Raw genomic sequence first — 23,691 nt, 5'->3', positions numbered from 1 at the left:
ATTGCTCCTTGAACGCTGGGTCACCAGGGGGCGGCGACCACGATGTATTGCACCGAGCTGCCGACGTAACGCGGCTGGTACCAGGTGGGCCCGCAATGCTGGTAGGCCACGCCATTGGCAACCACCGATACACACTCCGCCGGCACCGCGCTGACCTGGGTGCCGATGGCGAGGATGGTTGCCGTGGTGGCCCCGACCACCGCTGCCGCCGCCCAGGGGTGATACCAATCATCCGGGTGCGGAGGAGGCGGTGGTGGGGGCGGCGGCGGTGGAGGCGGCCTTGGCCCCGGATAAGGGTGTGGCCCCGGCTGCGGGTGGGGCTCGGGGTGCGGCGGCATTGGCCGTGGCGCGGGCATGGGATGGGGCATCGGTGGCGGTGGCCGATACCCACCACCGCTATGGGGCACCACGAAAGTCCGTGCGCCGCCACCGCCGCGTATTTGCCAGGCCTGGGACTCCAGGGGCAAGACGAGCAGCACCAGCAAGATCGTCGCCGTGGCCTTCATGGCTGTTCTCCCTGTGGCTCCAACTGTTGCAGGGGCACAGCCCGGGCGCCGGGCGGCGGCACAAAATCAAAGTCGCGAGGCTTGATCGCACTGTCGAGCTGCCAGTGATAGTTGACGCTGTGCCGTGGTTGCTCAGCCGTGTCGCGTCGGCTGATCACCAGGCGGCAGGGCAGGGGCCGTGGCCCTTGGCGCACCCACAGTTGCCAGTCGATGTCCGGCTGGCGATAGGCGTAGTGGGTGCAGGCGTGGCCGTCGAGGGTGTCATTGCCGATCAGCAGTGCGCTGCTGATGCCCACGTCCTTGGCGGTGCCGGGGTGCCAGCGGAACAGGTCGGCCAGGGGCAGTTCGATGCCGTAGCGTTCGCTTAACTGGTCGAGTAACCCGCTGATATCGGCCGGTGCGGTTTGGCTGGCGAAGTAACCGCTGCGGCTGTCATACAGGGTGAAGCGTTTACCGTTATAGAACAGGCTGCGGCGCTTGCCGTCGCTTTCCAGCGAGACGTGCAATTTGTCCGGCTGGCGTGCGAGCAATCGTGCCTGATGGCTGAACTCGACCACCTGGCCATTTTCCAGGACCTGGTCGGTGTGGCTGCTGGCGTCGATGCGAAACTGCTGCAGGCTGCGCAGGTAGGCGCCCATCTGGTCCAGGGCGACGAGAGCCCTGGGTTCCAGTTCGTCGGCCGAGACGGCGTTGGCCAGCAGTGCCAGGCAAATCAGTGAGCAATGAAAGCGGGACATGGCGCACCTCGTTCACAGCATGAAGGTTGGAATCACCGGGATGAATGACAAGCGGAAATTCCAGCGGGGGCTGATCTGATCGTCGGCGTGGATCACCGAGTACTGCACTTCACCGGAGATACGCACCGGCAGCTTGCCAAAATTGACGATGCGTCCTGCGCCAAGGCCAATGGGGAAGTTGACCCGGTTACCGCCGTCGGCTTTCCAGTCCACCGTGATATTGGGCGTCATGCCGACGCGCCATTGGCTGGGGCCGGGGATTGCCCGTTGGATGAAATACTGGATATTGCTCAGGCTGACGTCCTTGCGCCGCGAGTCGCCGCCGACCGACCACCAGTGCTGCGGGAAGAACCCCAGGGTCCAGTCTTCACCCAGGTAGGCCGCTACGAAAGCCGGGCCGAGGGCATACTTGCCGGTGCCGAGCACGTCTTTCTCGGCGGTCGGAAACATCGCTGTCGGGCCAACGCCCCAGACCAGCTTGCCGCCGTTGGCAAAGCGGATCGGTTGCTTGGGCGAGAACACGCCCACATAGGCCATGTCGCCAAAACCCGAGGTGCGGTCGAACGGATCGTTGACCACCGAGGGGAAATCACGGTCAGTCAGCACGCCATAGGGGCTCATGCCGATCAGGTTGCCGGCCTTGGCATTGACCGGGGCACTGACGTAGCTCAGGGGGATGCGATTGATCAGGTTCCAGTCCTCGCCGATGGAAATCGGGAAGGTCGGCATGAAACTGTATTTGCCCAGGTAGCGCGTGCCGTTGCTGTGGGGACCTTTGAGCGCGCTGTAATCGAACTGGTTGAACAGCAGCACCAGGTTGCCCACCGGGTTGTCCATCAGCTTGGCGATTTGTTCGGTAGACGGGTCGCAACCGGCCTTGACCACTTGCTTGAGGTCGATATCGAAGTCTTGCTGCAGGCGATGGCAGGTTTCGGGGTCGGACTTGGAGGCGGTGGGTGTGCTGCCGAGGTCGGGCAGGTTGGCCGCAGATACGCCGCAACTGGAGAGCATCCCGAAGATCAGCGGCGAAGCACACAAGCGGGCACGTGAAATCATGGCGTTACGTATCCTTGTAAACGGCCTGAAATCGGGGGTACGTGCCCGGCCTACAGCGGCCGGGCACGGGGTGTTACTTGAGCGGGGTCAACGGTGGCAGCTTCCATTGACCGTTACCCACCTCAGGCTTGGGCAGGTAAATACGCAGCACGGCATAAAACGGGCCCGGTGGGGCCGGCAACCAGTTGCTCTGTTCGGTTTTCGGCGGCTCGTGGTGTTGCAAGGCCAGGGTCAGGCCGCCATCGGCGTCCAACTTGAGGTCTGGCAGCATCCGCGAATTGATCAGGTAGCGTTTCTTGTGGTTGGGCACCAGCAGCTTGGTCTTGGCGTCGTACATGGTCAGCGACCAGAACGCCTCGGCGGGTGGCAACTGGTCCTTGGCGAAGTGCACGGTGTAGCTGTGGCGCGCGCCGTTGGCCGGTTTGCCTTCGCTGTCGACGAAGTAACTCAGGTAGATCGCTTCGTCGGTGGAGTTGCCGAAAATCCCTAGGTCGGCGCCGGCGTAGCGGTACAGGTAGTTGTTTTTCAGGCGGTCACGGCTGCCGAACAGGTCGCCGCTGCTCACTTGGTGCGTGTCAATCTTGTCTTTCTTGAATGCGGCAAATTCGGCGCGGCCATCGGCGATGCCGTCTTCGAGGGCCTTGCGTTGTTCAGCCGTCAACTGGTGGGCCTTGAACGGCGCGCCCGGGGCGATGCCGATCTTGGCAAAGCGCGCCATCAGGTCTTTTTCGCTGTCCTGGGGCTGGGCAAAGGCGAGCATGAAGTTCAGGTAGCGAAACAGCTGCGGGCCTTCCGTCATGGTGGCCGTAGGCTTGGGCCATTCGATCTTCGGCACGGCGGCCGGCGCCGGTTGTTTCACGTAGCTGCTCAGGGGCTGCACCTTGTAGCCGGCCTGGATCTGCTTGACCTTGCCCAGGTCTTTTTCATCGAACAACTGCGTGCGATAGAGCGCGTAGGCGATGTTGCTTTCGCTGTACACCACGCGGTCGATGTCCACCGGCTGCTGGCCTTTCCAGTCCGGGCCGGCAACCATGTAGTGGCCGCCGTTGTTGCCGGTGCTGCGGGTGCCCAGGTAGGCAAAGTTCTGCGTGTACAGGTCGATCAACTGCACCGAGTAGTAACGGTTGTCGTCGATTTTCGGCAACGTCAGCACCTGGGGCTCGCGGCGCAGGTCCATCCATACGAACGAGTAGGGCGTGTCCGAGTTCGGGGTGACGAACGCGGTGTCCTTGGGGCTGAACACCTGGGCGGTGTTGCCAATACGGTTGAACGGCGCCTTGAAGTTGGCGCCGCCTTTGTCCACGGCCTGGGTGTACAGGGTCTTGTACATCGCCACCACCGGGTAGCCGTACAGGTAGGCTTCCTTGGCAATCGCCCGCGCCTCTGCCGGGGAGGCGGTGAAGTCGGCCAGGGCGCCGGTGCTCATGAGTATCGAGAGGCTCGCCAACAGCAGGCGCGTCGGTTTTCCAATCATGTTGTTGCGTCCTTCCAGAGATCTTTTTAAGGGCGTGGGATGAAGGCGCCGAGTTAACCGGTTTATTTGCCGAACGTCACGTTAATCCCTGCGAACAACGTGAACTGCGGCAAGCCATCGCCTTTGCGTGCCACCGTCCATTGCGGTTCGACGTAGGCGTTGACGATGTTGCTGCCGGCTTTCCAGGCCTTGCCCGCCCCCAAGCCAATAGGGATGTAGTGGGTGTCGTTCTTTAAATCGAAGGTCCAGGTGCCGGTGGAGCGCAGGTACCAACCCTTGGGCAGGTTATGAATGATAAACGGCTGGAAAGTTGCACTCTCGACATGGGCGCGGTCGTGATCACCGGCAAAGGAACTTTGGTATTGCACCAGCGCGCCCAGCAGCCCGCGTGGCGAGGCGTCGATGGCGATGGCGGCGAGGCCGGCCTGCCATTTGCCGGTGCCCAGTTCATCGTGTTCGGCGGTGGGTGCGGTGAGCTGCGGGCCGATGCCCAGTTGCACGCCTTCGGTCTTGAGCAAAAAGATGTCGAACAGGTTGAGGTCGCCGATGCCGGTGCTGTAGCCGCTGCGGGGATCGGGGCGGGTACTGAGGGGCAAGGTGGCGCGCAGCAACTGCGGTACGCCGATGAAATCCGACGGGGCGATGGGCAGGGTCCCGCGCAGCAACAGGTCATTGGTGTGGGCGTTGCTGTCGTACAGGCGAGGGGTGTAATAGTCCTGCAGGTTGGCGCCCGGCGCTAGGTTGAGCGGGTTGTTACTCTTGTTGGCGGTCTCGGCATTGTCGGCCCGGGCAGAAAACCCGGGCAATACCAGAGCGGCCAGCAACAATGCCAGTGCAGACGATGACCTGAACATGCGAGTTCCCCAATTCCTTGGAAACGGGCCCGAACGTGCAGGAATCGATGCGGTCGGGCAGCCCTGTTCACTCAGTCGTGTAGGGCGTGTCGTTTGAAGCTAGCAGTTAAATTCAGGCGCGCTAGCTATCCGAACGAATTAGTTGCTTGGTGTGGGGGATATCACGGTTTTCAGACGGGCAGCATCGATTTGACTTTGTCCCGCAACTGGTCGATGGAGAACGGCTTGCCAATCACCTGCATGCCGGGCGGCACGTCGATGTTTTCCGCGTAGCCGCTGGCGAACAGGATGGGCAGCGCAGGGCGCAGTTCGCGGACCTTGGTCGCCAGTTGCTTGCCGTCCATGTCCGGCAGGCCGACGTCGGTCATCATCAGGTCGATCACCTGGGCGGTGTTTTGGATCACCGCCAATGCTTCTTCAGCGTCTGCGGCTTCAAGCACGTTGAACTCCAGTTCTTCAAGTACATCGACGATCAGCATGCGCACGATGGCGTCGTCTTCGACTACTAGGATGGTGGAGGCAGCGGGCATAGTGAAAATTCCTGAAAAATGAAGGTGCTGGTCTTGATAGGGTGGAAGGCAACTCTGTAGTGAGTGGTGAGAATGCCAGCAAGTTCCGAAACAATTGCTGGCATTGTGACGCTCACGCTCAAGAATGTCGCTTACAACCTCACAGCGCCTTGCTGAACAAGTCCTCTACTGCACTTCGGTTGATTTTTGTCGAGCTCAAGTCGCTTTCTTCGAAGCGGCTGACATTGTACTGATTCTCACCGCTGGCCGACTTGAACGGACGTTGCGTCGCGGCAATCTGGCCATCGCCCAATACCTTGGCCATACCTTTTTGCATGGACTCCAGCGTCGTAAACGTCACGTAGCCCGAATTGGGCTCGTAGAAAAACCACTCGACCTTGGTGCTTTTGTCGTCCACGCCTTTCTCGACTTTGATGCCGGCCAACATTGCATGATCCTTGGTACCAAGCCTCAATGTTCTGGAGTCGGAAAAGTTGGTCAATTTGTCGATGATTGCCTGGTAACCCACACGGGATTCCGGGGCGCCCATGTGGAACGTATCAAGCGTGCCTACCTGGTCCTGGAGGCCGCGGACGCCATCGATAAACTTCCCTGAACCCGGTGCGCCTGGATTATTCGTCGCCTTGTTCAGGTTGCTCAAAAAGACGTGCTCCTGGCCGCGATGGATGGCCAGGGCCAAGGCGTTTGACAGGCCCGCGCATTCACCTTTTGACGCCAAATCGGTTTGAGCCGTGAAATGGATCTGAGACACGGGGGAGATGTGCACGCCTGGCGCATCCACGTCTTGCTTCAACAGTGCGGACGTATATTTGGCGTCCTCGATTCGACTCGCCCTCAACTCCCTGGCCAAAACCCCCATTTCATCAGGACGTCGGCCAGGCTTTTCAGCCAATTGCCGAAGTTGCGCAGAGTCCATGCCTGGCCTGTAGTCGGGTAGGCCGTTGATACGCCCGGTGTTGTAGCCCCGATTGTAGGCAGGGAGGTTGTTGGGGGCTTTTGCTTGCGCAAGGTTTGCATTGAGTTTCACAAAGTAGCCGCCCTGGTTTGCTTCGCCCGCAGGTGCCTGGACCCAAGGAGCGCCTCTGGGGGTAAAGTCACTGATGGGCAGGCCATAGGGCTGATTGGTGACGTGGTTATAGGCATACCACTGTTGGTTTTTCAGCACTGCCGGGCCCTCAATCGGCAGCCCGCCGACGTTGTAGGTACCAATCAATGTCGGCCCATGTTGTTTGCTGGCCGCTTTCAACAGATCATAATTGCCGGAAGCACCGCGCAACGTATTGATACCTTGCACCGCCTTGGAACCAAGGTATTTCAGACCGCTGCCGGTCAACCGTGCGGTGCCAACCGCCAGGTCACCCAGCCCACTGAGTGGGTTGATCGAACTGAGGGTGGCGGCGCCAATCACTTTGGCGACCTTGAACGCCTTGGTCGCCGCCGAGACCGCGCTGGTGCCAATTCTCAATGCTTTGCCGATGGTGCCGACACCGGCGGTCAAAAAACCGAACACATCCAGCGCGAGGTCAAACGCGCCGTCACCGTAGTTGCCCTGCTTGAAGTTGACGATGGCCGAGCGAAAGGGAATCAGGTTCAGCAGGAAGTCGCCAAGCCCATCGGCGAGTCCCTGGCGGCGGTCTTCGGTGGTGAGGCCCCGTGCCTGTGCCTTGATCTGGGGGTTGTCCAGGTCGAGGTGTTTGACCAGGGTGTCAGCAATGACCTGGGTTCGCGACGAGAGAAAGCTGTCTGGCACCGTGCCCGCTGATGGCTCTGGTGCGCGCTCTTTAAGTGCCGCGCTATCAGATGCCTCGAACGCGTTGGTCTGGTGGACAACCCTCCCGCTACGGCTCTCTTTAACAGTCGTGTGCCAATTCGCAACGGGCGCAATCACGCCCTTGTTGAAGTTGATTTCATAGGCTTTGGTCACGCCGTTACGCGTGATGCTAACCAGCAGTTCCTGGCCTGGAGGGAGTTGGGTTCTGTCAGTGAACCCAGTGCCTAACTGATAGGAGGTGTTTTGAAAGAAGCTGACATCGCCGTACTCGAAGTTCTTGCGGTCTTCCAGTGGCAGTTGGGCGATCAGGTGTTTGATGACAGTGCCTACGGCGGTCTTCTTGTCCTCGATGCCCTTGGCAAATTGTTGGTCGAACTCATCGCTTATGTCGAAATGCGCGTCGGCATTCATTTGCGCAATCGGGATGCGGCTGTCAGCCGTGTGAAACACCAAATCGGGATGTTTCAAGTCCATCATCGCGATATCCAGCATGGAATGCAGCCCGGTCAGCAGCTTGCCATACCCCGAACCTTTACCACCTTCGGTGTGGATGTCGTGCCCAGTGGTGACCGAAATCACCTTTTCCTCAAACAGGGCCTCTTGGCCGGGGAAGCGCTTTTTCAGTTCCGCCAGGGCCATGTCCCTGCGCGAGGGAAGCTCGGTGTCCAACGCCGTTGTCGCACTCGCCATCAGCGTGTTGCGTGCGTTGAAGGCCTGGGTCAAGGCTGTAAAGTCTGCACTGTCATATAGGTCGTCGTCTTTGCTGGCCAGCACACCATTGGCCACGCCCCAATCCAGCACCGCTGCCTTTTGCGCACTTTCGGTGGCCACCGGGTCGACCAGCGCAGCCGACTTGGCTTCGAGCATGACCTGGGTAAAGGTCATGTTGGCGACCTTGCCTGGCGTCTGGGCTTCAATAGTGGCCGCAGCAACCGCCAGGTTGAGCCAGGCAGGGCTGCCGTAGGTGACGCTGCTGGGGATGTCTTTGATCAGGAACACTGGGGCGCGGGCGGCCAGCAGCAGATGCGCAGCCGCAGGCGCCATTGCCGGGCTGGTCTTGCCCTGGCTGATCAGGTGTTGAACAAGGCGCTCAAGCACCGCTGATGCCGACATCCCCAGGTTTTGCGTACCCGCCAGGTCAAAACCGGCCACCGTGTTGCGGCGCGGCGCAGTGATGGACTCCGGGTCCAGCTGCAATGCCATGGCGGCGAGCAGGTAGTCGTTATTGCTGCCAGGCGTGGCGATGCCATGCATTTTTTCCTGCAAGGCTTTGCCCATCAACTGCGCTTGCGCACTGCTGAGCAGCGCGTCCAGCAACGTGGCGGGGTCCTCCAGGGTTTGCGTGGACAAGGGTGTGCCCAAGCGCAGGAACTCGAGGATGCCGCCCTTGGTTTGCATGACCAACGGCTGATCGGCCAGGTGATGGGCGTGACTCATCGCGATCGTGCGCAATCGCCCCTGTGCATCGGCACTCAACGGCACCGGCCAGGACAGCGCGCCGCCCAGGCTCCCCAAGGGGTGCTCCAGCGCCCGGCCAGCCACGGCTTTGGCAAGCCCAGTCAGGGATAAGTGGTTGGTGGGTGCCGGCAACCCCAGGTGTTGGATAAATCCAGCCACCGTGACGCGATCGCTTGCCTCCCTTGGGTGCGAGGAGCCTGGGTGCAGATTCATCGGCGTAGTGTTCAGCGCGTTGGCCACTGCTTGCGGCGTTGCGTCAGCGCCCAATTGCGTGGCGATTTGCTGGAGTTTTTCACCGAGGCTCTTCAAATCCTGCTTGTCAGCCAGTGCGGTTTTCAGCGGCGACGTCGTCGGCGTTGAACCGCTGCCCTGAGAGGTTAGGCGTGGCGGGGGTGGCGATGCTTGCGTGGATTGCGCCATTGAGGATGTAGGTAAAAAAGAGGTGAGCGAGTTTTGCGCGACCGTACTGGACATGTGTGGGCACCTATTTGTTAAGGAAGTTCGCGTCTTTTTGTAAGGAGGTTCCCTGTTCCTATGACGCATCAAATGTGTGGCCCACGTTGTCACTCAGGTTCCGATCACGCGGTTGTCGCGGTGTAAGGAATTAAATCAATTGCCGCGAAAACCGCGCTCAAACATGGCCTCTGCAGCGTCTTTGGGGCAAACTCCCGGGTTTCCGCACTTGGCCAAGGCATGCCCATGACTCCTGCGTCGTCCATCGATGAAAAGAGCTTCCGTAACCTCCTGAGCCGAAACGTAGCCTTGCCCCTGGGTGTTGGCGTGCTCAGCGCGGTGTTTTTCGGGTGCCTGATCACCTACTTGCTGACCGTGATCCAGTGGGTGGAGCACACCGACCGGGTCATCAATAACCTCAACGAGTCATCAAAACTGACAGTCGACCTGGAAACCGGCATGCGCGGTTTTCTGATCACGGGCGACGAGCATTTTCTCGATCCGTATGAAGTGGCCAAGCCTCGGATCATTGCCGATTTGCGTAATTTGCAGGATTTGGTCGCGGACAATCCCCAGCAGGTGGATCGCCTCAAGCGCCTGGAAGCCTTGCAGACCGAATGGAACAAGTACGCCGAATCAATGATTGATATGCAGCGCACCAGCGGTGACTACCGCAGTGCGGTAAAAGCCGGCCGGGGCAAGCGCCTGACCGATGAGATCCGCAAGGAATATGACGACGCGGTGGCGATGGAGCAGCAGTTCCGGATCACCCGTAACGAAGAAGTCACCCGCACCACCGTTATCAGCGTCATCCTGTACCTGACGTTTGTCCTGGGGCTGAGCGGCTTTCTGGCCTACGCCGGTAGAAAGAACCTGCTTTCATTATCAAAGAGTTATAGCGACAACCTGACGTCGCAGCAGAGGATCGCGCTGCGCCTGGAACAACAGGCCTGGCTGCGCAACGGCCAGACTGAACTGGCCGAGCAGGTGCTGGGCCAACTGACCCTGAACATGCTGGGTCGCAACATCCTGCAATTCTTCGCCCAGTACATGGGCTCGGCAGTGGCCGCGCTGTACGTGCGTGAAGAACACGGCGGTCTCAAACGCGTCGCCACCTACGGGTTCTCCCGCGAACAGGAACAACTGGAACAGGCGATTTACAACGACGAAGGCATCGTTGGGCAGGCCGCCCAGCTTGATCGCCTGATTCGTCTGGACGATGTGCCAGTGGACTACTTCAAGGTCAGCTCCGGCCTGGGCGAAGGCCCAACCCGCAGTGTTCTGGTGATGCCAACCAGCGATGATGGTCGCGTCAATGGCGTGATCGAACTGGGTTTCCTGCGCCCACTGGACGATCGCGACATCGAACTGCTGGAACTGATTGCCGGCAACATCGGCACCTCCATCGAAGCCGCGCGCTATCGCCAACGTTTGCAGGAAGTACTGGCCGAGACCCAGCAGCTCAACGAAGAGCTGCAAGTGCAGCAGGAAGAACTCAAGACCGCCAACGAAGAGTTGGAGGAGCAATCGCGCATCCTCAAGGAATCCCAGGCCCACCTGGAAACCCAACAGGCAGAACTGGAGCAGACCAACGAGCAACTGGCCGAGCAGACCCAGACCCTGGCCGACCAGCGCGACGCCATGGACCGCAAGAACGTCGAACTCAGCCAGGCCCAGCTCGACCTTGAGGATCGCGCCGACGAATTGCAGCGTTCCAGCAAGTACAAGTCCGAGTTCCTCGCCAACATGTCCCACGAACTGCGCACGCCGCTGAACAGCTCGTTGATCCTGGCCAAGCTGCTGGCGGAAAACCCCCAGGACAACCTCAGCGCCGAACAGGTCAAGTTTGCCGAGTCGATCTATTCCGCTGGCAATGACCTGCTGAACCTGATCAACGACATCCTCGATATTTCCAAGGTCGAGGCCGGCAAGCTGGAAGTGCGCCCGGAGAACTCCAGCGTCGCACGCCTGGTGGACGGCCTGCGTGGCATGTTCGAACCGCTGGCGGCCGACCGCAAGCTGGGCTTCCAGGTGGAGGTGCAGGCAGGCACGCCGGCCATGCTGTTCACCGACCGCCAGCGCCTGGAACAGATCCTCAAGAACCTGCTGTCCAACGCGGTCAAGTTCACCGAACAGGGCGCGGTCAGCCTGTCCGTCTCCCGCGCGCCGGGGGAGGGCATTGCCTTCACCGTGCGCGATTCGGGGATTGGCATTGCGCTGGACCAGCAGGAAAGCATCTTCGAAGCCTTCCGCCAGGCCGATGGCACCACCAACCGCCGTTATGGCGGCACCGGCCTGGGCCTGTCGATTTCCCGCGACCTGGCGACGCTGCTCGGCGGTTACATCAGCGTGACCAGCGAACCCGGCAAGGGCAGCCTGTTTACCCTGGTGCTGCCGGAGCAGTATGTCGAGCGCGGCGAAGACGCGGCGCCGATCGAACAGCCGCGCCAAGTGGTGGTGGCACCCGCGCCAACGCCGGTGAAGGTTTCGCCGTTGCCGGTGGCCGACGCCAACCTGATCCCGCGCTTTGCCGATGACCGCGACAAGGCCCCGTTCACCACCCGCTGCATCCTGGTGGTGGAAGACGAGCCGAACTTCGCCCGTATCCTTTTCGACCTGGCCCACGAACTGGGCTACCACTGCCTGGTGGCCCACGGTGCGGACGAGGGCTACAGCCTGGCCGAGGAATACATCCCCGACGCAATCCTGCTGGACATGCGCCTGCCGGACCATTCCGGCTTGACCGTGTTGCAACGCCTCAAGGAGCACGCCAACACCCGGCATATCCCGGTGCACGTGATTTCCGTGGAAGACCGCGTCGAAGCCGCCATGCACATGGGCGCTATCGGCTATGCGGTGAAACCCACCACCCGTGAAGAGCTCAAGGACGTGTTCGCGCGCCTGGAAGCCAAACTGACCCAGAAGGTCAAGCGCGTACTGCTGGTGGAAGACGATGACCTGCAACGCGACAGCATTGCCCGCCTGATCGGCGACGATGACATTGAAATAACCGACGTTGGCTACGCCCAGGCCGCACTGGACCTGCTGCGCACCAACGTCTACGACTGCATGATCATCGACCTGAAACTGCCGGACATGCTCGGCAACGAGCTGCTCAAGCGCATGGCCACCGAGGACATCTGCTCGTTCCCACCGGTGATTGTCTACACCGGACGCAACCTGACCCGCGACGAAGAGGCCGAGCTGCGCAAGTATTCGCGCTCGATCATCATCAAGGGCGCCCGTTCGCCAGAGCGCCTGCTGGACGAAGTCACACTCTTTTTGCACAAAGTCGAATCCCAGCTGTCCCATGACCGCCAGACGATGCTCAAGACCGCCCGCAGCCGCGACAAGGTCTTTGAAGGGCGCAAGATCCTGCTGGTGGACGACGATGTGCGCAACATCTTCGCCCTGACCAGCGCCCTGGAGCACAAAGGCGCCGTGGTGGTGATCGGGCGGAACGGCCGTGAAGCCATCGACAAACTCAATGAAGTGGACGATATCGACCTAGTGCTGATGGACGTGATGATGCCGGAGATGGACGGTTACGAGGCGACCGCCTTGATCCGCCAGGACCCACGCTGGAAGAAGCTGCCGATCATCGCCGTGACGGCCAAGGCCATGAAGGACGATCAGGAGCGCTGCCTCGCGGCGGGCTCCAACGATTACCTGGCCAAGCCGATTGATCTGGACCGTCTGTTCTCACTGATTCGCGTATGGCTACCGAAGATGGAACGCATTTAAGTGGAGCGAAGTTTTTTGGAAAAAAGCAGCGATATCGAGCTGCGCCTGTTGATCGAGGCGATTTACCTCAAGTACAGCTATGACTTTCGCGACTACTCCGGCGCATCGGTCAAACGCCGCGTGGCCCACGCGTTGCGCCAGTTCGACTGCGCGACCATCTCGGCGCTGCAAGAGCGGGTGCTGCATGACCCGGCGGCGTTCATGCAGTTGCTGCAATTCCTGACGATCCCGGTGAGCGAGATGTTTCGCGACCCGTCGCACTTCCTGGCGATCCGCCAGGAAGTGGTGCCGCTGCTCAAGACCTACCCGTCGATCAAGATCTGGATCGCCGGTTGCAGCACGGGGGAGGAGGTGTACTCCATGGCCATCCTGCTGCGCGAAGAGGGCTTGCTGGAACGCACGATCATCTACGCCACGGACATCAACCCGGCGTCCCTGGACAAAGCCAAGCAGGGGATCTTTTCCCTGGAGAACGTGCGGGCCTACACCGCCAATTACCAGCAGGCCGGTGGGCAACGTTCATTTGCCGACTACTACACGGCGGCTTACGATTACGCGATCTTCGACAAGACCCTGCGCGAGAACGTGACCTTTGCTGATCACAGCCTGGCGACCGATAGCGTGTTCTCAGAAACTCAATTAATTTCGTGTCGTAACGTACTGATTTATTTCAATAAAAAGTTGCAGGACCGCGCCTTCGGATTGTTTCATGAGTCGCTGTGTCATCGCGGCTTCCTGGTGTTGGGCAGCAAAGAGACCCTGGATTTCTCTGCCTATAGCAAGCAATTCGAACCACTGGTCAAGCAAGAACGGATCTACCGAAAATCATGAACGACGCTGCAACAGGCCCGATTCGCGGGATTGAAGCCATCGTCGTCGGCGCTTCCGCCGGCGGTGTAGAGGCGTTGCTGAGTATTTTCGGCGACCTGCCGCCGGGTTTCGGCTTGCCGATCGTTGCCGTGTTGCACCTGCCGGACGAGCGTCGCAGCCAATTGGCCGAGGTGTTTGACCGCCGCATCACCCTGCCGGTGGTGGAGGCTCGCGACAAAGAGCTGATCAAGCCCGGCACCCTGTACTTTGCCGGCCCCGGCTATCACCTGTCGGTGGAGCAGGATCGCAGCCTTTCGCTGAGCCAGGAGGACCGCGTGCATCACTCGCGACCCGCCATCGATTTTTTGTTCGAATCCGCCGCCGATGCCTATGGCAGCGGCCTGTTGGCGATCCTGTTGACCGGCGCCAATCAAGACGGCGCCCGGGGCCTGGCCCATGTCAAGCAACAGGGTGGCACCACCGTGGTGCAAGACCCGGCCGAAGCACGTGTGGCCGTGATGCCCCGCGCCGCGCTGGCACTGCATACACCTGACCACATTCTTTCGTTGAGCCAGATTGGCTCATTGTTGGCTTCCCTGGAATATTCCCCATGTTAAGTACTGTCCAGGCCAAACTGCTGATCGTCGACGATCTGCCGGAAAACCTGCTGGCCCTCGAAGCGCTGATCAAGCGCGAGGATCGCCAGGTGTTCAAGGCATTGAGTTCCGACGAAGCCTTGTCGCTGTTGCTGGAACACGAGTTCGCCATGGCGATCCTCGATGTACAGATGCCCGGTATGAATGGCTTCGAGTTGGCCGAGTTGATGCGCGGTACCGAAAAAACCAAGAACATCCCGATTGTGTTTGTCAGCGCCGCTGGCCGCGAACTCAACTATGCCTTCAAAGGCTATGAAAGCGGCGCGGTGGACTTCCTGCACAAACCGCTGGATATCCACGCGGTGAAGAGCAAGGTCAATGTGTTCGTTGATCTGTACCGCCAAAGCAAAGCGATGAAGCAACAGGTCGAAGCCCTGGAGCGCAGCCGGCGCGAGCAAGAGCTATTGCTCACACGCCTGCAAGCCACCCAGGCCGAACTGGAGCAAGCGGTGCGCATGCGCGACGACTTCATGTCGATTGTCGCCCACGAAGTGCGCACGCCCCTGAACGGCCTGATTCTCGAAACCCAACTGCGCAAGATGCACCTGGCCCGGGACAACGCGGCAGCGTTTACCCTGGACAAGATGCACGCCATGGTTGACCGCGACGAGCGCCAGATCCAAAGCCTGATCCGCTTGATCGAGGACATGCTCGATGTGTCACGTATCCGTACCGGCAAACTGTCGATCCGCCCGGCGCGCTTCGACCTCGCGCAACTGGTGCGCAACCTCGTGGAAAATTTCGCCCAGCAAGTGGCAGCGGCTGGTTCTACCATGCAACTGGCCGCCGCCGGACCGGTGGAAGGCAACTGGGATGAGTTCCGCATCGAGCAGGTGGTCACCAACCTGCTGACCAACGCCCTGCGTTATGGGGCCAAAAGCCCGGTGGAGGTGCGCGTCTACAGCGAACACGGTGAAGCACGGGTAGAAGTGCGCGACCGTGGCATCGGCATCAGCGAAGACAACCAGAAGCGTATTTTCCAGCAATTCGAACGCGTGTCCGCCAGCCAAGTGGCGGCGGGCCTGGGCCTTGGATTGTTTATTTCCGAGCAGATCGTTGCAGCCCATGGCGGCACCATTGAGGTCGAAAGCCAGATAGGCGAGGGCGCCTTGTTCCGCGTGTGCCTGCCCTTTGAGGCGGCGCAATGAAATCAATCGTCACCTCGACGCAACCTCTGCGTGACCCCATGGTCGTAATTGCAGCTATTGACCGGACAAAGGCTTCCCATGAGTGAAGATGCACAAGATGTTGTACTGATCGTCGAAGACGACGAATCGATTATGTTTGTGCTGGGTGAGTACCTGGCCGGCCTGGGCTATCGGGTGTTGAAGGCCATCGATGGGGAGCAGGCGTTCGAAATCCTCGCGTCCAAGCCACACCTGGACCTCATGGTCACGGACTACCGCCTGCCCGGCGGCATTTCCGGGGTGCAGATCGCGGAACCGGCGATCAAGCTGCGCCCGGAATTGAAGGTCATCTTCATCAGCGGTTACCCGCAGGAAATCCTCGACTGCAACAGCCCGATCACGCGCAACGCACCGATCCTCGCCAAGCCGTTCGACCTGGATACACTGCATGAGCATATCCAGCGGTTGTTGGCGTAACGGCCGCGTCGGCGCCGCGCCATGGCGCCGATCGTTTCAGTGCGTCAGGGTTGTAACCGGCTGACATTCGCATGGAGCTTGCTGGCCGGTGTATACGCAAATTGCCACCCTGGCGTTCCGTTCACCCCATCGAGGAAGTCCTGCAAGCCTTTGTGCTTGCCGTTGTCCAATCGGTAGACCTGCATTCCACCGATAAACTGTGGGGGATTGCCATTGCGGATCATCGCGACATCCAGCTCCGGGCTGTTGGTATTGAATAGAATCAGCTCATTGTCGATGGTTTTCTGCACGTACACCGTGTGGCCGAACTCGCCCCCTTCATGCGCATGCTTGAAGTTGATCAGCCCGGACTCGGTGATTTCGGCAGGTTTGAAGGTTGTTTTGATGCTGCCCGGCTTGATCCCCATGAGCTCAAGGTAGCGCGGCGAGTAGTTGGTACCTCCCGTGCGGACTGTGCTGGCTTTGACAGCGTCGAATACGTTGGCTGACAACCGTTTTTCTGCTTCACCCACGCGTATCGATGCCTCATAGCAGATCAGGCCTCTATTGGCAGGATTGGCATGCAGCACTTCCCAGTTCCTTGCCAATTCCAGGCTGGACAGGCCGCGTGACGTGTTGGATGGGCCCAGCGGCGCCTCGTATAAGGCTTTGAAATCAGCACTGTTTACGCTGTTTTGCAGCTGCCAGGCATCGTCATGGTCAAACACCTTGAATTCCAGAGCCTTTCGGTCATTTCCATGGGTTTTGTAGTGAACATTCATCTTCTTGTCGTTAAATAGCTTATTCAAGCCGCCCTCCATGGCCCCTGCATCTGTAAAACTCGCCAGGCCATGGTTAGGGTCATAAAAATAAAATGTCTTCTCGCCACCCTCGACCCTGACGCCGGCGGCCATTGCATGATCTGGGGAGTCAATCATGACTGACTTTGAAACCGCCGATGCGTCCAGCTCCTTGACCATGTTTTGATAGGTCATCTGCCGGATCGGTTTACGTGCATGGAAGGCGGTTTCTGCGCCTACTTGCACCTGAAGTTTGCGTAAGGACGCCATGAAGCGCCTGGAGGCGGGATCAGCAGGAAAAGCGGCAGCGAAGTACATGTTCTTGAGCAATACCTGCTCTTTACCTTCGGCAACAGCACTTGCCATAGCGCGCGCAAGCCCCGCGCATTGTCCGTCGGACAATTGACCCGTCCGGGAGAAGTAGACGACTTGTGGCATGGGTATCACACTGCCAAAGCGGGGCTCGATATTATCGATAAAGCGGGCAACACCACGTCGGCCAAACTCATAGGCTATCTCGTCGTATCGCCTTACGAGTACACCCACCTGCTGTGGTGTCATGTCTTGGCGTGCGGCCAATTTCATCAGGTCTTCAATCTTCGAGGAGGCGGAGAGCCCTGGGACACTGCTTAAGCTTCCATTGAGGTAGCCGCTTTCGAATGCCAATTTCCCGTCTCCACTCCTATGTCCGATGACGGTTCTTTTCCAAATTTTGACCGTGGCATCGTCAATCCGCTTGACGGGGTCTTTTGCCGTTGCCCACGAACCCAGCTGTGCCGAAGGCACAAAATCATTCAGGGCCTTACCGTAAGGCTGTTGAGTAACGACGTCAAAGGCGTACCACTTATGGTTTTTCAGAATGGCCGACGTCTCGCTTACCTGCTCGCCTACCTTGTATGTACCCTCGGCAGCCGCCTCGTATTTTCGACTGGCCTGCAACAGGTCATAACGACCAGCGGTCCCGCGCAACTTTCTGATTGAAGCGACTGCCTTTTGCCCCCCACGAAACACCGCCGCCCCCAACCCATCCATGGGGTTGAGTACGCCCAGGGCCGCTCGCCCGAACGTTCTGCTGACTTGACCCAGCGTGGCAACGCTACGCGCAGCTGTGTTCAAGGCTTTGCCACCTTTCGCAGCGGTACCTGCCACCACCAGAAAACCCAGCGCATCAAAGGCCAGGTCGACAATCCCATCGCCGATATTTCCGGCCTGGAAATTCTTTATCGCCGAATACAGGGGAACCATATTCAGCAGTAGCTCGCGGCCTCTTTTGTACCATGGCTGGCGACTTTCAAACCGCGTTTGCCCGCGGGCTTGGGATTCGTAGGAGGCGATATCGGCGTCCTTCACCGCGGCGTCGACGATCAAGGCTGTACGTTGGCTGGTGAAACTTGCGGGTACCCCAGCCGGCTGCTGGCTATTGCTTGCCGCGCCCTGAGACGCTGGACTTGAGGCCACTTGACCGTACCTGCGATAAACGCGACCGTTCTCATCGGCATGCTCTCCGAGCGTTACGTCTCCCAGTCCCGTGCGTATAAGGGTGTTGTCTTTCAAATTGAGTGCGTAGGTCAGCACCTCACCACGAAAGGTTGTTTTGAGCAGCAGGCTACGGTCATTTGGCATCCTGTTTTCGGAAACCATACCAAAAGGGTCTCGCGACACCTGTGTGTCCGTCATCACCGTAAGGTTGCCGAACTCGATACGTTGCCGGTCTTCCAGGGGCAGCCGGGCAATCAGGTGCTTCGTCTGGGTGGCGATGGCCTTATCCATTTCGACACAGTAGGCCCCAAACTCCCGCGCGAACACCTCGTTCATGTCCGGTGATTGACGCGTGGTTTTCAGACGCTCGAGCGGCACTTCAGGACTGGTGGACTTCCACCCCCAGGCTAGCGACTCCGTGGTGCCTTTGTGCAAATAGAGATCTACGATCGAGTGCGGCCCCACATCATCACGGTCTTGGGCGCTGGTTGTGGACTGCAGGCACTCCTTTTCAAAATCGATACCTTCACCAAACGCCTTTTTCAGCTCCGCGAGTGCCATCTCCCTGCGCGTTGGCATCGGCGTGGAGAACGTATGCGATGCAGCACTCAATTCCAGCATTTGCTGATCGTAAGCCGTTTTGACGGTCTGCATCTGCGCTGGGCTGTATTGCCCGTTGGCGTTCGAACGGATAATGCCATTGGCCACTCCCCAATCCTTGAGCGCGGCGTGCTGAGCGGCGTATTCGACGGCCTGCTCTTGTTGCGTCACGGGAGGGCGATGCGCATGGGTCATCACCTCGGCATAGGTCATATCCGCAGTCGAACCTGGCGCCTTGGCTTCCAGGCGTGCGATGGCTACTTGAAAACTGACCCAGGAATGGGAACCCACAGTAATGGCGGCAGGTATCTGCTTGACGAGATAGGCGGGGGCGCGGTGTGCCAGCAGCAGGTATGCGGCAACGGGAGACAACTCGGCACTGGCCTTTTGTTGACTGTGTAGATGGTTGGCCAGTGCCTGGGCCACGGTCGACGGACGTTCGCCGATATGCGACTGATTGGCGAGGTCAAAGCCTGCGATGTTGTCGTGTCGCACGCCTTGCGTATTATCCAACAAGGTTTCCTTATCCAGTGAAACCTGCAGCGCAGCCAGCAGCCAGTCGGCGTGACTGGTGGGGGTGGCCAGTGCCCCATTTTTGCGCTGCAGCCCTTCGCCGATCGCTTTGCCGGCCGCAGAGGCAAGGATGTCGTTGATCACTCTGCGTGGCTGGGCCAGGTCGGTTTTGCCCCACACTTGATGGCGCGTCAGCAGTTTGAACAGCCCGTGGTCTTCCACGTCAGGGAGTGTCTGGATCGGATGGTAATACAAACCCGCTTTATCGTCCGAATGGAGGGGGACGGCCCAGGACAGGGCGCCACCAAGGTCCCCGTTACCCGGTTGTATAGGTGCGAAGGCCGTTACGCTCTGGGCGAGTTGGGCGAGTTCAAAATGGTCGGACGGCATCACCCAGCCTGCATCTTCAATGAACTGCTTCAAGCTGACACTTTCACCAGCCCCCAGGGGCATAACCGTGTCCTCCAGGCATTGCGAGAGGATCTCGCTGACCTTGCTGCGCGCTTGGGCCGGGATCACGCGGTTATGTGCTTCGTCCAGCAAGTTGAGGTTATCCAGCTCCTTCAGGTACTTCTCGATGAAGGCGGGCATCAACTTATCCATCACGCTCGCCTTGAATGCGTGCCGATGTTCGATGTTGTCCAACAATTCCTGTTGGTCTTGGGGAAAGGCAAGGGTGCCCGGCCCGGCAAATCCTTTGCTCTGGGTCAGCTGCGCCGCCCGTTGGGAAGCCTGCGCCGCATTGGTTGGAACCGTCTCACCGTAGAACGCCGCGATTTCGCTGACCTGCGCGCTATCGTCCTTTGGGCCAAAAATGTAGGTTTTTCCAGCGGCGAGGGCAGTCGTCGCCTGCAAGATAAACGGCCAGACAAGAGGGAGTTCCTTGCCACGGTTAAAACTCGTCGCTCCGAAATATTCAATTGAACCTGCTGGCGATTTGAGGCGCATTGCCGCATAACCCGGCCGGCCGCCGTCAGGTGGAAATAGTGTGATCGGCTTGGAGAGGTCGACGTTATTTGCCTGCGCCCATTGTGTGAAATCAGCCGTCTGCAACAGTCTCTTCAGATGCTGGTGCCATTGACCAAAGCTCGATGCTGGCGAGATCGGGGCAATCCGCTCGCGCCCAATGGAACCTGCGTTATCACCGCCCTTGATCAATGCAGCGGCGTACGCTTGGTAAAGATGCGCGCCGTCGCGCGATGCGGAGGGCGGTAACGGTGCCTCCGTGTGAGCGGCTCGTGCCTGGGCAGCGAGAGCGTTCGGCAATAGGGCCGTGGCTGGCACGGAGGGGCGCAGGGGAAGGGCATTCAGGGTCATCAGCAGTTACTCGATCAGGGCTAATACGCCCCGGTTCTTTAGTACCGGGCGTTGCCTGTTCGTGTCGCCTGATGACGGTTTGATTCCGATGGTCCTACAGCGCTTCGTTTCCAAACACTACAAACTAGGGGAACTACATCCTATTGCTTGATCATCTCCCGCACCTTGGCCGTCAATAAGTCAAAGGTAAACGGCTTGGTGATCAATTGCATGCCCGGGTCTAGGAATCCGCCGCGCACCGCTGCGTGTTCGGCATATCCAGTGATAAACAGCACCTTCAGCTCTGGCCGGATCTGCCGGCCGATTTCCGCCAGTTGCCGCCCGTTCATGCCGGGCAACCCGACGTCGCTGATCAGCAGATCGATCCGCTGATCAGATTCGATGATCGGCACCGCCGTATCGGCATCCCCTGCCTCGACAAAGCCATAGCCCAACTCCTTGAGCACCGCGCTGACCAAGACCCGTACCGCCGGATCATCCTCGACGATCAGCACCGTCTCACCGGCGTTGGCAAACGGCAGCAGGGTCGGGTTAACCACATCATCGGCAACGATCTGGCCAGCAAAACGTGGCAGAAACAGGCTGACCGTGGTGCCTTTGCCGACCACGCTATGAATCGTGACATGCCCATGGGACTGGCGCGCAAACCCGTAGATCATCGACAGCCCCAGGCCGGTCCCCTGACCAATGGGCTTGGTGGTAAAAAACGGGTCGAACACGCGGCCCATTACGCTTTCTGGGATACCGCAGCCAGTGTCGCTGACGCTCAATTCCACGTAGTCACCGGGTTTCAGCGTGCCATAGGCGGCGGTGAAGACGCTGTCGAGGTGGCGGTTGCCGGTTTCCACGGTGAGGCCGCCGCCGCTGGGCATGGCATCACGTGCGTTGATCACGAGGTTGAGCAGGGCGCTTTCCAGTTGGTTGGGGTCGGCTTCGGCGGTCCACAGCCCATCGGCGAGGCGCATGTCCAAGGCGATGCTTTCGTTGATGCTGCGTTGCAGCAGCTCGCCCATGGCACTGACCAACGTATTGAGCTCCACGGGCTTGGAATCCAGGGATTGGCGCCGCGAAAACGCCAATAGCCGATGGGTCAGGCCCGCCGCGCGGTTGGCGGAGGTCACGCCCAGGTCGATCAAGCTGTCGAGGTCATCCAGCTTGCCCCGCGATACCCGCCGGCGCAGCAGCTCCAGGCTGCCGATAATGCCGGTGAGCATATTGTTGAAGTCGTGGGCGATGCCACCGGTCAACTGGCCAACCGCTTCCATCTTTTGCGATTGGCGCAAGGCGTCTTCGTTGTGGCGCAATTGCGCGGTGCGCTCTTCTACCTGCTGTTCAAGGGTTTCCAGAGTACGTTGCAGGCGCAACTCACTTTCACTCAGGTCGATCAAGCGGTCGCGGGCTTCGTATTGGCGGCGCCGACCACGCAAGGCCGTACTCACCTGGCTGATCAGGGTGACCGGGTGAAAAGGCCGCTCCAGGAACGTCACGTTGCCCAGCAAGGGGCTCAGTTGCGAGGAGCCGTTCTGTCCGCTGCCGCCGTGATGGGTCATCAGCACAATCGGCAAGTCCGACCACGCTGGCTGCTGGTGCAGGATCTCCAGCAACGGCTCCAGCTCCACCCCAAGCAACGCTTCGGCCGCCACGATCACTAAGCCGGCGCCTTGTTCCAGCGCTTCGCACAGCGCACCCAGGTCGCTGGCGACGATGCCACTGTAGCCGGCTTCCTTGAGCATCATCAGCGCCAATGAGCCGTCGCGGCCCATCGGCGCCAGGATGATTGCGCGCTCGGAAAAGGGCGAAAGGCCCGGCATCAGCCCATGTCCTTGAGCAGTGGCGAGCCGGCGCCCATATACGTGGGAATCCCGCGCAGTACGCCCTGGAAGTTGTTCAGTGGCTCACCGACGGTCATGCCGCGACTGCCGATGCGGTATTCGCGAATGGTGGATTCATGGGAGCCGGTCCTTTTCTTGATGATCGAAATCGCCCGGCGCACCTCACCGATCGCTTCGAAGTAACGCAACAGGATCACGGTGTCGGCCAGGTAAGTGATATCCACCGGCGCCTGCATATCGCCTACCAGCCCGTGTTGGGCGACGGTCATAAAGGTCGCTGCACCCCGGCGGTTGAGGTACAGGAGCAGTTCGTGCATGTGCAGGATCAGCGCGTTTTCTTCCGGCATCGCGGCCGTGTAGCCGTTGATGCTATCGATCACCACGGTTTTGATGCCGCTGTCATCCACGCAACGGCGCACGCGGTGGGAGAACTCACCGGGAGATAGCTCGGCCGCGTCCACCTGTTCAATCAGCAGATTACCGGTGGCTTGCAGCGCCTCCAGGTCGATCCCCATGTTTTTCATGCGTTCGAACAACAGGCCCAGCTCTTCGTCGAAGATAAACAGCGCGGCTTTTTCGCCACGGGCCACGGCCGAGGCGGCGAAGATCATCGAGATCAGCGATTTGCCGGTACCGGCCGGGCCGAGGATCAGGCTGCTGGAGCCGGTCTCGATCCCGCCGCCGAGTAGCGAATCCAGCTCCTTGATGCCGCTGGTCAGGGTCTGGCGGTTGTAACCACCGCGGTGTTCGGCCGCCACCAGGCGCGGGAACACATGCACGCCGTCCTGCATGATGGTGAAGTCATGGAAACCGCCACGGTATTTCTGCCCGCGGTACTTCACCACCCGCACCCGGCGACGTTCCGCGCCGTAGTTGGGCGTCAGCTCTTCCAGGCGGATCACGCCGTGGGCGACGCTGTGCACGGTCTTGTCGAGGGATTCGGTGGTCAGGTCGTCCAGCAGCAGCACGGTGGCGTCATAACGCACGAAATAGTGCTTGATCGCGAGGATCTGCCGGCGATACCGCAGGGAGCTTTGCGCCAGCAGGCGAATCTCCGACAGACTGTCGACCACCACACGGGTCGGCTTGACCCGTTCCACTACCTCAAAGATCTGCCGCGTTGCTTCGCCCAACTCCAGGTCGGACGAATACAGCAGGCTTTGTTGGTGCTCGGCGTTGAGCAGGCTTTCGGGTGGGGTCAGTTCGAAGATATGGATGTTGTCGTCCAGGTCCCAGCCGTGGGACTTGGCACCTTGGCGCAATTCACGCTCGGTCTCGGACAGGGTGATGTACAGCGACTTCTCGCCGTTTTTCGCGCCGGCCTGCAAAAAATGCAGGGCGACGGTGGTTTTGCCGGTGCCGGGTTCACCTTCCAGCAAGAACAGGTGGCTGCGCGATAGCCCGCCGGAAAGAATGTCGTCCAGACCTTCGATACCGGTGGCCGCCTTTTCACTGAACAGCTCGTTGGATGTAGACAAGAAGTGCCCTCGGGTCACGGATCAATAGAGGAACGCGCCG

General features: G+C 59.8%; 15 protein-coding genes. 5 read left to right on the top strand and 10 right to left on the bottom strand.

Annotated elements, in window-relative coordinates:
- Positions 1–20 precede the first annotated feature (20 nt).
- From ACU688_RS13925 to ACU688_RS13895, 7 genes are all read right to left on the bottom strand, one after another.
- Positions 21–506, bottom strand: coding sequence for a hypothetical protein (locus ACU688_RS13925; RefSeq protein WP_448185192.1), 486 nt, complete (start codon positions 504–506; stop codon positions 21–23).
- The gene (locus ACU688_RS13920; RefSeq protein ID WP_448185191.1) at positions 503–1,243 is read right to left on the bottom strand and encodes a DUF2092 domain-containing protein; all 741 of its coding nucleotides are present in this window, start codon (positions 1,241–1,243) and stop codon (positions 503–505) included. Before ACU688_RS13920 ends, ACU688_RS13925 begins: the two co-directional genes overlap by 4 nt.
- Before the next feature lie 12 nt (positions 1,244–1,255).
- Entirely contained in the window at positions 1,256–2,299 is a 1,044-nt protein-coding gene (locus ACU688_RS13915; RefSeq protein ID WP_448185190.1) for a transporter family protein, read from the bottom strand.
- A gap of 73 nt (positions 2,300–2,372) precedes the next feature.
- On the bottom strand, positions 2,373–3,773 hold the full coding sequence (locus ACU688_RS13910) for a DUF1254 domain-containing protein (RefSeq protein ID WP_448185189.1): 1,401 nt from the start codon (positions 3,771–3,773) through the stop codon (positions 2,373–2,375).
- Positions 3,774–3,835: 62 nt separating this feature from the next.
- Positions 3,836–4,627 (bottom strand): hypothetical protein, encoded by a 792-nt coding sequence (locus tag ACU688_RS13905; protein WP_448185188.1) that lies wholly within the window; start codon positions 4,625–4,627, stop codon positions 3,836–3,838.
- A 170-nt stretch (positions 4,628–4,797) separates the two neighbouring features.
- Positions 4,798–5,157, bottom strand: a complete 360-nt coding sequence (locus tag ACU688_RS13900; protein WP_448185187.1) for a response regulator — start codon at positions 5,155–5,157, stop codon at positions 4,798–4,800.
- A 139-nt stretch (positions 5,158–5,296) separates the two neighbouring features.
- Positions 5,297–8,953, bottom strand: a complete 3,657-nt coding sequence (locus ACU688_RS13895; protein WP_448185186.1) for an Mcf1 protease effector domain-containing protein — start codon at positions 8,951–8,953, stop codon at positions 5,297–5,299.
- 132 nt (positions 8,954–9,085) lie between these two features.
- On the opposite strand from ACU688_RS13895, the gene ACU688_RS13890 reads away from it, so the two are divergent.
- From ACU688_RS13890 to ACU688_RS13870, 5 genes are all read left to right on the top strand, one after another.
- Positions 9,086–12,583, top strand: coding sequence for a response regulator (locus tag ACU688_RS13890; protein ID WP_448185185.1), 3,498 nt, complete (start codon positions 9,086–9,088; stop codon positions 12,581–12,583).
- Positions 12,584–13,414 carry a CheR family methyltransferase gene (locus ACU688_RS13885; RefSeq protein WP_370694898.1) on the top strand — a complete coding sequence of 277 codons (831 nt, stop codon included), beginning with the start codon at positions 12,584–12,586 and terminating at the stop codon, positions 13,412–13,414.
- Positions 13,411–14,010 (top strand): chemotaxis protein CheB, encoded by a 600-nt coding sequence (locus ACU688_RS13880; RefSeq protein ID WP_448185184.1) that lies wholly within the window; start codon positions 13,411–13,413, stop codon positions 14,008–14,010. The genes ACU688_RS13885 and ACU688_RS13880 overlap by 4 nt, the downstream gene beginning before the upstream one ends.
- Positions 14,004–15,197 (top strand): hybrid sensor histidine kinase/response regulator, encoded by a 1,194-nt coding sequence (locus tag ACU688_RS13875; protein WP_448185183.1) that lies wholly within the window; start codon positions 14,004–14,006, stop codon positions 15,195–15,197. Before ACU688_RS13880 ends, ACU688_RS13875 begins: the two co-directional genes overlap by 7 nt.
- Positions 15,198–15,275: 78 nt before the next feature.
- The gene (locus tag ACU688_RS13870; protein WP_029290496.1) at positions 15,276–15,653 is read left to right on the top strand and encodes a response regulator; all 378 of its coding nucleotides are present in this window, start codon (positions 15,276–15,278) and stop codon (positions 15,651–15,653) included.
- A 44-nt stretch (positions 15,654–15,697) separates the two neighbouring features.
- Here the strand turns inward: ACU688_RS13870 and ACU688_RS13865 are convergent, their stop codons facing one another.
- From ACU688_RS13865 to ACU688_RS13855, 3 genes are all read right to left on the bottom strand, one after another.
- Entirely contained in the window at positions 15,698–20,341 is a 4,644-nt protein-coding gene (locus ACU688_RS13865) for an Mcf1 protease effector domain-containing protein (protein WP_448185182.1), read from the bottom strand.
- Between the two features lie 140 nt (positions 20,342–20,481).
- Positions 20,482–22,152, bottom strand: coding sequence for an ATP-binding protein (locus ACU688_RS13860; RefSeq protein WP_448185181.1), 1,671 nt, complete (start codon positions 22,150–22,152; stop codon positions 20,482–20,484).
- Positions 22,152–23,651, bottom strand: coding sequence for an ATPase domain-containing protein (locus tag ACU688_RS13855; RefSeq protein ID WP_124524742.1), 1,500 nt, complete (start codon positions 23,649–23,651; stop codon positions 22,152–22,154). Before ACU688_RS13855 ends, ACU688_RS13860 begins: the two co-directional genes overlap by 1 nt.
- Positions 23,652–23,691 lie beyond the last annotated feature (40 nt).

The sequence above is a fragment of the Pseudomonas acericola (SeqCode) genome, from assembly GCF_053456465.1.
This window is presented reverse-complemented; position numbering and strand designations above follow the sequence as displayed.